This window comes from Pseudomonas sp., assembly GCF_026224925.1.
Lineage (GTDB): Bacteria > Pseudomonadota > Gammaproteobacteria > Pseudomonadales > Pseudomonadaceae > Aquipseudomonas.
In genome coordinates this window covers 1-9520 of the sequence record NZ_JAMFRV010000309.1, presented here as the reverse complement: position 1 = coordinate 9520, position 9520 = coordinate 1, and the positions used below count along the sequence as shown (strand labels likewise).

Genomic DNA, 9520 nt, shown 5'->3' with positions numbered 1-9520 from the left:
TCCATCCAGGCGCCACCACGCTTGTTGGCGCGAGCGTACAGGTCGAAGAAGAAGCGGCCGACGTGTTGGCCGTTCTCTTTAATTTCGAACAGGCGAACATCTGGGTGCCAAGTATCGAAGCCTTTCTGCTCGGAGATTTCGATTCCGTAAAGACGTTGTACGATGGCAAAAAGACCGCTCAGCACGTTATCGATGGGGAAGTAGGCGCGCAGGGCTTCTTGAGAAACGCTGTAGCGCTGTTCACGAAGTTTTTCGCCGTAGAAACCACTGTCCCAGCTTTGCAGGTCGTCGCAACCTTGCTCAGCCGCGTAGGCCTTGAGCTGCTGCAGATCCTGCACTGCAAACGGCTTGCTGCGCTTGGCCAGATCGCGAAGAAAACTCAGCACCTGATCGCTGGACTCAGCCATTTTGGTCGCCAGGCTCAGTTCCGAGAAACTGGCGAAACCGAGCAATTGGGCCAGTTCACGGCGCAGATCAAGAATCTGTTCCATGACCGGGCCGTTATCGTTTTTGCCGGCATTGGGGCCTTGGTCCGACGCGCGTGTGCAGTACGCCGCGTAAAGCTCCTCACGCAGGCCACGGTCTTGGGCGTAGGTCATTACCGCGAAGTAACTCGGGAATTCCAGGGTGATCAAGAAGCCGTCGAGGTCTTTGGCCTTGGCCGCTGCAGCCATTTGCGCTTTGGCCGAGTCGGTTAAGCCGGCGAGGGCCGCTTCGTCAGTGACGTGCTTGGTCCAGGCTTGGGTCGCGTCGAGCAGTTGATTCGAGAAGTGGCTGCCCAGCTCGGACAGCTTGCTTTGCACTTCGGCATAACGCACTTGTTGCTCTGGCGGCAAATCAATACCCGACAGACGGAAATCACGCAGCGAATGCTCGAGAATGGTTTTTTGCGCGACATCGAAGCTGGCCGCTTCCGGACCATTAGCCAACGCTTCGAAGGCCTGAAACAATTCGCGGTTCTGGCCCAACTCGGTGGAATAGGCGCTCAACGCGGGCAGGCAAGACTCGTATGCCTCACGCAGTTCAGGACTGTTACACACGGCGTTCAGGTGGCTGACCGGGCTCCAGGCAGCGCCCAGGCGGTCGTTGAGTTCGTCCATTGCCAGAATCAGCCCGGCCCAGGTTGGCTGTTTGCCTTGGGTGACAAGAATCTCGGCAATCGCTTTACGGTTGTCGGCGAGGATCTGTTCAATGGCCGGTTTGACGTGCTCGGCACGAATCGCAGAGAACGGTGGCAGGTCATACGCGTGTAAAAGAGGGTTGTTCGCGCTCACGGTTAAACACCTTGGCTGGAAGAAACATTGGCCCATCTTAATTACAATCGACGCCGACCGCAGCACTCTGACCCATCTATCACTCTTAAAGAGGCACGCTATCGTGACTATTCGACCGTTTCAGGGCCATACACCGGTGCTTGCCGAGCGCGCATTTGTTGATCGATCCGCCGTGGTGATCGGCGATGTCGAGATTGGCGCCGACAGTTCGGTATGGCCACTGACGGTAATTCGCGGCGATATGCACCGTATCCGCATCGGCGCCCGTACCAGCGTTCAGGACGGTTGCGTGCTGCACATTACCCACGCAGGCCCGTTCAACCCGGACGGTTTCCCGTTACTGATTGGCGACGAAGTGACCATCGCCCACAAAGTCATGCTGCACGGCTGCACAGTGGGCAATCGCATTTTGATCGGGATGGGTAGCATCGTCATGGACGGCGCGGTAGTGGAGGACGAGGTGATCATCGGTGCGGGCAGCCTGGTGCCGCCGGGCAAGCGCTTGGCGAGCGGCTTTTTGTATGTCGGCAGCCCAGTCAAACAGGTTCGCGCGCTGACGGATAAGGAACGTGCGTTTTTTAGCTACAGTGCCGGCAACTACGTGAAGCTCAAGGATCAGCACCTGGCCGAAGGCTATGATCAGCCAGCCTGAAGGATTTAATTTTACCCGCAGGCGACTTTTAGGATTCCCATGCATTACCAGAATATTTTGTTCGACCTCGACGGCACGTTGACCGACCCACGTGAGGGTATTACTCGTTCGATCCAGTTTGCCCTGGGCCGTTTGGGCATAGATGAGCCGGACTTAAGCAAGCTTGAACACTTCATCGGCCCGCCGTTGTTGCAAGCGTTCATGCAGTTCTACGCATTCGATGAAGCCAAAGCCTGGGAAGCGGTGGGGTTCTATCGCGAGCGGTTCAAGGTCACGGGACTGTATGAAAATCTGGTGTTTGAAGGCGTCGTCGATTTGCTCGAAACCCTCGCCAATCAAGATCGACACCTGTACATAGCCACTTCAAAACCATGGGTGTTCGCCCGGGAAATTGCTCGGCATTTTGATTTCGCCAAGCACTTCAAAGTGATCTACGGCAGCGAACTCGATGGCACGCGTACTGATAAAGTCGAGCTGATTCGTCACCTGATGAGCGAAGAAGGCCTGGACCCCAAGCAAACATTGATGATCGGCGACCGTAAACACGACCTGATCGGCGCCAAACGTAATGGGCTAGATATGGCTGCGGTGGGTTATGGGTTTGGTAGTTATGAAGAGTTGGCAGCGGAATCGCCGACGTACCACTTTGCGACGTTGGCGGAGTTGCATAGGGCGTTTTTGAAGGGCTGACATGGATTGTTGCATACATCGCCTTCGCGAATGAATTCGCTCCCACAGATCTTCATTGCCCTGTGGGAGCGAATTCATTCGCGAAGGGGTCGTCAGCCACCCATCAGTTTACGAAGTGCCGCTTTTCGCGGCCCAATCGGCAAACCACCCAACCTTTTCACTTCACCGTAAAAAGCCGGCCAATCTCCATTGACCTGTTTGTACAGCGCAGCAAAGGCGGGCAACCACTGGTCATACAGACCGAAGGGCAGCAGCTTGGCGTTGTTCATCGGCGCGTTGATCCATGGGTCGTATCGCTTGTCGCCCGCCCACTGGCTGTCACGCATTTGTCGATAATCGCTGCGCAGCCGCTCGAACTCCGCCGCCTTGCGCACGCGCATCTCATTGGGCGGCAACGGTTGGGCGTAAAGCTTTTTCAAACGCTCCCGCGCATCCAGCACCAACTGGGTAAATTGATCACGCTGTTTAGAGTCTGACTCTTTTTCAGGTGCCAGACCTCGCGCCACGCGCCACTGGCGGCCACCCTCCTGTTCCACGAAGTTGGCATAGGATTCGTTGAATTCAGAATCGTCCTTCACGTAAAACAGCTGGTGCGCCAGCTCATGGAAAATCAGCGCCGCCAAGCGCTCATCACCCCAATGCAGCATCGAACTGATGATCGGGTCGTCGAACCAGCCCAGCGTCGAGTAAGTTTCGACGCCACTCAAATAAACGTCTTTGCCGGCCAGACGCTGTAATGCCGCCTCGCCCCGCGCATCGCTCGGGTTGTAATACCCTCGGTAGGCCACGCAGCCCGCGATGGGAAAGCACTGACTCATCGCGTCCAGGGAAAACTCATCAGTAGCGAACACGTTCCACACCACAAACGGCCGCCCAATATCGACGTATAGGCGATAACTGCGGTTGTCGGGCAAGTGCAAATGGCTGCTGGCAAACACGCGGGCTTGTTGCGATTTAATCAGGTGATCACGCAGTTTGGGGTCACTCGAAGGATCAGCGATAATCGTCGCAACCGGCTCCCGAGCGTGTAGCAGGCGCAGTTGGCCGCCGGCGAGCTGACCGTAATAATCAAGGCTGGTGCAGCCACTGAGCAGCAACGCAGCGACCAGTGCAACGCCACGGCAAAGAAACAGAGGGTCGAGTCGAATCATGCCTTAGCCTTAATGTCTTAATTCAAACAGCGTTATGCCGGACAGCACCCTCCAGACGCAACTATCATCGACACCTGTTCGATTAAGGAGCCTTCCATGCGTCAGCCACTGTTAATAACCGCTTTATTGGCCCTTACCGGTTGCGTGAATCCGCCGCTGCCACCTGTCGATGCACAGCAGGCATGGGTCGAGATGTTCACCTACACCGGCAATCTGGTGATGGCTGACAAACTCGATGGCAAACGCTGGGGGGACGGCCGTTACTTCCAGGTGCAACCGGGCAGTCATGAGTTGCAGGTGCGCTTTGACTACGATGCCGAAGGCGGCGGCTTTAGTGGTTTTAACGATATAACCGAGCGCACGTGCTACATCGTTTTGCACTACGACCACTTTGCGCCAGGGCAACGTTACCGCTTGGAAGCGCGTAATGCGGGTATCACCGTCAGTGGTCGCCTGTATGACGCGCAACGCAAAATGGTGGCCGAAGATAGGGAAGTTACATGCCTATGAATGCAAGCCTGACTACTTATCGTTGCGCTGATAAATAATCTTGCGGGTACCGTTTTCGCAGGTTCCGACGACCATATTCTCGTCGTGTACATCTTCGTTAGAGACGATTTCCAACGTGTAGGACGTTACGTTTTTTGCTTGGATCTGGGCTTCGATTTCATCCTTGAGTTCTTTGCAAGGTTTCGGTGCCGCCATGGTGCTCGCGACAAATGCAGTGCAGATAACAGCTAAAACAATGCGTTTCATGTTCGACTCCTTCGATTCAGCGCACAGACTACTGCGTTATCCCGCAATAGCGCGATAGACAGGGTCTTGTTGCGTGAAGACCCATCAATAAAAAACCCGCGCAGGCAATGCTACGCGGGTTCGCCATCACTCAATCAGCTGAGCAATGTAGCGTCCAGCGTAATCTTGGCCTTCAACACCTTGGAGACCGGGCAGCCTTCTTTGGCTTTTTTGGTCAGGTCGTCAAATTGCTCTTGGGTGGCGTTAGGCACTTTCGCCTTCAGGGTCAGGTGGATCGCGGTGATATCAAAGCCGCCAGCCGATTGCTCCAGAGTGACCGCCGCTTGGGTGTCGATGCTGTCCGCTTTCAGGCCCGCGCCTTCCAGAATCATCGACAATGCCATGGAGAAGCAGCCTGCGTGGGCCGCGCCAATCAGTTCTTCAGGGTTTGTGCCCTTGCCGCCTTCAAAGCGCGCCTTGAAACCATACGGTGCTTTGTTGAGCACATTGGTTTCAGTAGAGATGCTGCCAATACCGCTTTTCAGATCGCCTTCCCAGTGGGCCGATGCTTTTTTAACGATGCTCATGGTATCTCCTCATGATGGGTGCGAGAGGGTTCGCACGGTGACTAGAGTAGTGAGCCGCGTATTCATCACAAGTTCAACCTTAGGCAAAAGCCGACTGTTTCAGTAGGATATTTCCGGATTGGCTATTGAAACGCAGAAATACGCCCATATTTTCAATACAGTTCTCGTGGGTTTTGGCCATCATTGGACGTCTTGGGCCAGGCCTGCACGACACACTCCAGAGGCTATTAGTGGCTTATGAAACGTTTAGCAGATGTCAAAATATCCACCCTTGATCTAGTGCCCGTGCGCCAAGATACCGGTCCGGCTCAGTCCCTGCGCAATTCGCTAAATTTGGCGCAGCACGTCGAGAAGCTCGGCTATAACCGCTTTTGGGTGGCTGAACACCACAACATGGACGGTATCGCCAGCTCAGCGACGTCGGTGCTACTTGCGTATCTGGCCGGTGGTACGTCCACGATTCGCGTCGGTGCCGGTGGCGTTATGCTGCCGAACCACGCCCCCTTGGTGATCGCAGAGCAATTCGGCACCCTCGCCAGCCTGTACCCGGGCCGGATCGATCTAGGACTTGGCCGCGCGCCGGGTTCGGATCAAATGACCGCCCGCGCATTGCGCCGCGAGCGCTCTGGCAGTGCGGATGATTTCCCTGATGACGTTGAGGAATTGCTGCGCTACCTCGGCCCGCGCACACCTGATCAAAAAGTGATCGCTGTTCCCGGTACCGGCACCAATGTACCGGTCTGGCTGTTGGGTTCGAGCCTGTTCAGCGCTCAGTTGGCGGGGATACGCGGTTTGCCATACGCCTTCGCTTCGCACTTCGCACCGCGTTACATGCACGAAGCGATTCGGGTTTACCGCAATCATTTCGAACCGTCGATTTACTTGGACAAGCCTTACGTGATGTTGGGCGTACCGTTAGTGGCGGCCGATACCGACGAGCAGGCTGATTACCTCGCGACCTCGCTCTACCAACGGATTCTTTCGTTGATGCGCGGCCAAAGCCTGGTTCAGAAACCACCGGTTAAAACCATGGAGGGCCTGTGGTTACCTCACGAACGCGAAGCGGTGGGGGACTTCCTGGGACTCGCGATGGTCGGCAGTTCGCTGAAAATCCGCGCCAAGCTTGAAGTACTGGTGGAACAAACCCAGGCAGACGAGCTGATTTTCACCTGTGACATGTACGAACACGCAGACAGATTACGTTCGTATGAGATTTTGGCGCAGACAGTTTTGGGCTGAATTCTGGCTTAAATTTGTGTACAAAATCTGCATAAAAAAACCGACGCTATGTGCGTCGGTTTTTTTAAGCCTTAAGCAAGCATCAGCCGCGCTTGTACACAATTTCTTTAGTCCCAGCATCACAGGTGCCGACAACCTTCGCATCGGCCGCACTGCCTTTTTCGACGACTTCCAGGCTGTAAGCGGTGGCGCCTTTCGCTTTGATTTTCGCGTCGATTTCCGACTTCAATTCATCGCAAGATTTACCAGCAGCCATCGCGGTACCCGCAATGCTCAACAGCGCTATCGCCAACACAAACTTCTTCATCGGTCACACTCCCTCGTTAGGTTAACCAGGTTGGAACGCAACCCAAGTCATTAACCACGCCAACGATTTCACGACAGCGGGTTCACTGTGTGTAGCGGAAAATATGGCAATCGGCCAGTGCAAAAGTTCAGCACCATCAGCTATTGGCGATGCGGAAGCCTACATTCAGCGTGACTTGGTAGTGGGCAACCTTGCCACCTTCGATGTGACCACGGGTATCCAGAACTTCGAACCACTCGAGGTGCTTGATGGTTTTGGCTGCTTCAGTAATGGCGTTATTGATTGCGTCTTCGATCGTCGTCGATGACGAGCCAACCAGCTCGACTTTTTTGTACGTATGGTGATCAGACATGGCAGTTCTCCGAAGGTGTGGTTAAGAGCGTAGCAGTGAATTTGCTCCTTACTCTGTGGGCAAAAACTTTCGAAAAGTTCAGGCGCCACCGCACTTTCCTGAAACCCCGCAGTCGGAAACAACACACGCCACTCATCAATGCAGGAGAGCCACCATGGCTAACACTTCCCTACGTAAAGCCTCGTTGCAAAGCATGGAAGCCGAGATCGAAAGCCTTCTGAAATCCCTTGAGAGCCTTAAATCCGATGCGTCGGACGAGTCGCACAAAATACTGAAGAGCCTCAAAGCCAACGCTGAAAGCGCACTGAGTCATTCCCGTAGCTTGCTCAGCGAGGTGTACGCAGACGTCAAAGACAAAACCCGTGAAACCGGTCTTGCGACTCGGGATTACGCGCAAGAACATCCTTGGACAACCGCCGGGGTTGCCGTGGGTGCGATAGGTATACTCGCCGCCTACCTATTGTGTAAGCGCGACTGATTATCAGCCCCTGACTCCCCGTTCCAGTTCGGCTTTTAGCCATTGCGCCAATTGCTGAGCGCGTCCATCTGCGGCGCGTTTCGGGACCCACAAAGCCAGCTGCGCCGGGGTTTCACTGAAGCCCCACGGCGCGGCCAGGCGTCCAGCCCGCAAGTCATCCGCCACCAGCGGCTCCGGCGCAATCGCGATGCCTAACCCGGCGACCGCAGCCTCCAACAAATAGTACAAATGCTCGAACCCTTGACCGTAATGCAGCGCATCCGGCTCGATGCCGTTTTGCCGCGCCCAGATGGGCCAAGCTTGCAGTCTTGAGGTGGTTTGCAAAAGTGCCTCCCCCATCAAAGCCTGCGCGGGAGCTTGGCGCAATTGTTCGAAATGAGCGAACCGGGGGCTGAGCACCGGGCCAATCCGTTCGCTGGCCAGCTCGTAGACGTGCATGTCCGCTGGCCATGGCGGCTCAGCGAAAATCAATAACGCGTCAAGACCGGGGCGACGCGGGTCGAGATCGCCTTCGCCCGCGGACAGGTGCAGCCGCAGATCCGGTAGCTCAGCATTCAGTCGCCCGAGGCGGGGTATAAACCAGCGCGCCAGCAGGCTGCCAGAACAGCCCAAAACAAACGGCGCATCTGCGCTGCTTTGGGTCAGTTCGGCACAGACGTTGCGCAAACGCTCAAAGGCTTCGGCGCTGGCATCGCGCAATCGTACGCCGGCATCTGTGAGTTTAAGGCCGCGCCCGTCTTTGACGAATAGCGCTAGGCCCAAGTGTTCTTCCAGAACCTTAAGCTGACGACTGACTGCGCCATGCGTCACGTGCAGCTGTTCGGCTGCTTGACTGACACTGTTCAAGCGGGCAGCCGCTTCGAATGCGCGCAAGGCGTTGAGGGGAGGGAGGTCGTGGCTCATGGTATCTGTGAGTTTTCCTGACAGGTTGCGCCAATCTTATCGGTTTTCATCGGCGCTGACGCTGGTTAAAGTGAGCCCATTGCCCAAACGGCTAAATCTTTTCGACACATCACCTGGAGGTCCCATGACCCAGACCAATTTCCGCAAAGGCGCTGATGCCAACGGCCTGTTCGGCTCATTCGGTGGCCGCTACGTGGCTGAAACCCTGATGCCGCTGGTGCTTGACCTGGACCGCGAATACGAAGCCGCCAAGGTCGACCCTGAATTCCTTGAGCAACTGGCGTATTTCCAACGCGACTACGTGGGCCGTCCAAACCCACTGTATTTCGCCGAACGCCTGACCGAATACTGCGGCGGCGCGAAGATCTACTTCAAGCGCGAAGAGCTGAACCACACCGGCGCGCACAAAATCAACAACTGCATTGGCCAAGTGTTGCTGGCTAAGCGTATGGGTAAAACACGCCTGATCGCCGAAACCGGCGCGGGCATGCATGGCGTGGCCACTGCCACCGTTGCAGCTCGTTTCGGTCTGCCGTGCGTAATCTACATGGGCGCAACCGACATCGAACGGCAACAGGCCAACGTGTTCCGCATGAGGCTGCTGGGCGCTGAAATCGTGCCGGTGACGTCCGGCACCGGCACCCTGAAGGATGCGATGAACGAAGCCCTGCGCGATTGGGTCACCAACGTCGACGACACCTTCTACATGATTGGCACCGTGGCTGGCCCACACCCGTATCCGTCGATGGTTCGCGACTTCCAATCAATCATCGGTAAAGAAACCAAAGAACAGATGCAGGAAAAAGAAGGCCGTCTGCCGGACAGCCTGGTTGCTTGCGTCGGTGGCGGCTCCAACGCCATGGGCCTATTCCACCCGTTCCTCGATGACGCCAGCGTTGAAATCATCGGTGTCGAGGCCGGTGGTCACGGCGTCGATACCGACAAACACGCCGCCAGCCTGAACGGCGGGGTTCCCGGTGTCCTGCACGGCAACCGTACCTACTTGCTGCAAGATGCCGACGGCCAGATCACTGACGCCCACTCGATTTCTGCCGGCCTCGATTACCCAGGCATTGGTCCAGAACACGCTTACCTACATGAAATGAAGCGCGTCGAGTACGTCAGCATCACCGACGACGAAGCCCTCGAAGC

At 56.0% G+C, this 9520-nt stretch carries 13 protein-coding genes; 6 read left to right on the top strand and 7 right to left on the bottom strand.

Features of this window, described 5'->3' with window-relative positions:
• The coding region (locus M0974_RS13320) for a M3 family metallopeptidase (protein ID WP_297837155.1) at nucleotides 1-1274 on the bottom strand (1274 nt) is incomplete at its 3' end.
• Between the two features lie 103 nt (nucleotides 1275-1377).
• Here M0974_RS13320 and M0974_RS13315 point away from each other — a divergent pair.
• Both M0974_RS13315 and M0974_RS13310 read left to right on the top strand, forming a co-directional pair.
• Nucleotides 1378-1926, top strand: coding sequence for a gamma carbonic anhydrase family protein (locus M0974_RS13315; RefSeq protein ID WP_297837152.1), 549 nt, complete (start codon nucleotides 1378-1380; stop codon nucleotides 1924-1926).
• Between the two features lie 39 nt (nucleotides 1927-1965).
• Nucleotides 1966-2616 carry an HAD family hydrolase gene (locus M0974_RS13310; protein ID WP_297837149.1) on the top strand — a complete coding sequence of 217 codons (651 nt, stop codon included), beginning with the start codon at nucleotides 1966-1968 and terminating at the stop codon, nucleotides 2614-2616.
• Between the two features lie 92 nt (nucleotides 2617-2708).
• On the opposite strand, the gene M0974_RS13305 is transcribed toward M0974_RS13310, so the two are convergent.
• Nucleotides 2709-3767, bottom strand: coding sequence for an aminopeptidase (locus M0974_RS13305; protein WP_297837147.1), 1059 nt, complete (start codon nucleotides 3765-3767; stop codon nucleotides 2709-2711).
• A gap of 96 nt (nucleotides 3768-3863) precedes the next feature.
• On the opposite strand from M0974_RS13305, the gene M0974_RS13300 reads away from it, so the two are divergent.
• Nucleotides 3864-4277, top strand: a complete 414-nt coding sequence (locus tag M0974_RS13300; protein ID WP_297837145.1) for a hypothetical protein — start codon at nucleotides 3864-3866, stop codon at nucleotides 4275-4277.
• Nucleotides 4278-4289: 12 nt separating this feature from the next.
• Here M0974_RS13300 and M0974_RS13295 read toward each other — a convergent pair whose 3' ends face one another.
• Nucleotides 4290-4523, bottom strand: a complete 234-nt coding sequence (locus tag M0974_RS13295; protein WP_297837142.1) for a DUF1161 domain-containing protein — start codon at nucleotides 4521-4523, stop codon at nucleotides 4290-4292.
• A 134-nt stretch (nucleotides 4524-4657) separates the two neighbouring features.
• A complete protein-coding gene (locus tag M0974_RS13290; protein ID WP_297837139.1) occupies nucleotides 4658-5089 on the bottom strand; it encodes an OsmC family protein in 432 nt (143 codons plus the stop codon).
• Nucleotides 5090-5326: 237 nt separating this feature from the next.
• Between M0974_RS13290 and M0974_RS13285 the strand changes: the two genes are divergently transcribed.
• Nucleotides 5327-6328, top strand: a complete 1002-nt coding sequence (locus tag M0974_RS13285) for an LLM class flavin-dependent oxidoreductase (protein ID WP_297837136.1) — start codon at nucleotides 5327-5329, stop codon at nucleotides 6326-6328.
• An 82-nt stretch (nucleotides 6329-6410) separates the two neighbouring features.
• On the opposite strand, the gene M0974_RS13280 is transcribed toward M0974_RS13285, so the two are convergent.
• Nucleotides 6411-6635 carry a DUF1161 domain-containing protein gene (locus tag M0974_RS13280; RefSeq protein ID WP_297837132.1) on the bottom strand — a complete coding sequence of 75 codons (225 nt, stop codon included), beginning with the start codon at nucleotides 6633-6635 and terminating at the stop codon, nucleotides 6411-6413.
• Nucleotides 6636-6771: 136 nt separating this feature from the next.
• A complete protein-coding gene (locus M0974_RS13275) occupies nucleotides 6772-6987 on the bottom strand; it encodes a dodecin (protein ID WP_297837129.1) in 216 nt (71 codons plus the stop codon).
• Between the two features lie 154 nt (nucleotides 6988-7141).
• Here M0974_RS13275 and M0974_RS13270 point away from each other — a divergent pair, with 154 nt between their 5' ends.
• The gene (locus M0974_RS13270) at nucleotides 7142-7465 is read left to right on the top strand and encodes a YqjD family protein (RefSeq protein ID WP_297837126.1); all 324 of its coding nucleotides are present in this window, start codon (nucleotides 7142-7144) and stop codon (nucleotides 7463-7465) included.
• A gap of 3 nt (nucleotides 7466-7468) precedes the next feature.
• On the opposite strand, the gene M0974_RS13265 is transcribed toward M0974_RS13270, so the two are convergent.
• On the bottom strand, nucleotides 7469-8368 hold the full coding sequence (locus tag M0974_RS13265) for a LysR family transcriptional regulator (RefSeq protein ID WP_297837123.1): 900 nt from the start codon (nucleotides 8366-8368) through the stop codon (nucleotides 7469-7471).
• A 124-nt stretch (nucleotides 8369-8492) separates the two neighbouring features.
• Between M0974_RS13265 and trpB the strand changes: the two genes are divergently transcribed.
• On the top strand, nucleotides 8493-9520 hold a 1028-nt coding region (trpB, locus tag M0974_RS13260; protein WP_297837120.1), incomplete at its 3' end, for a tryptophan synthase subunit beta.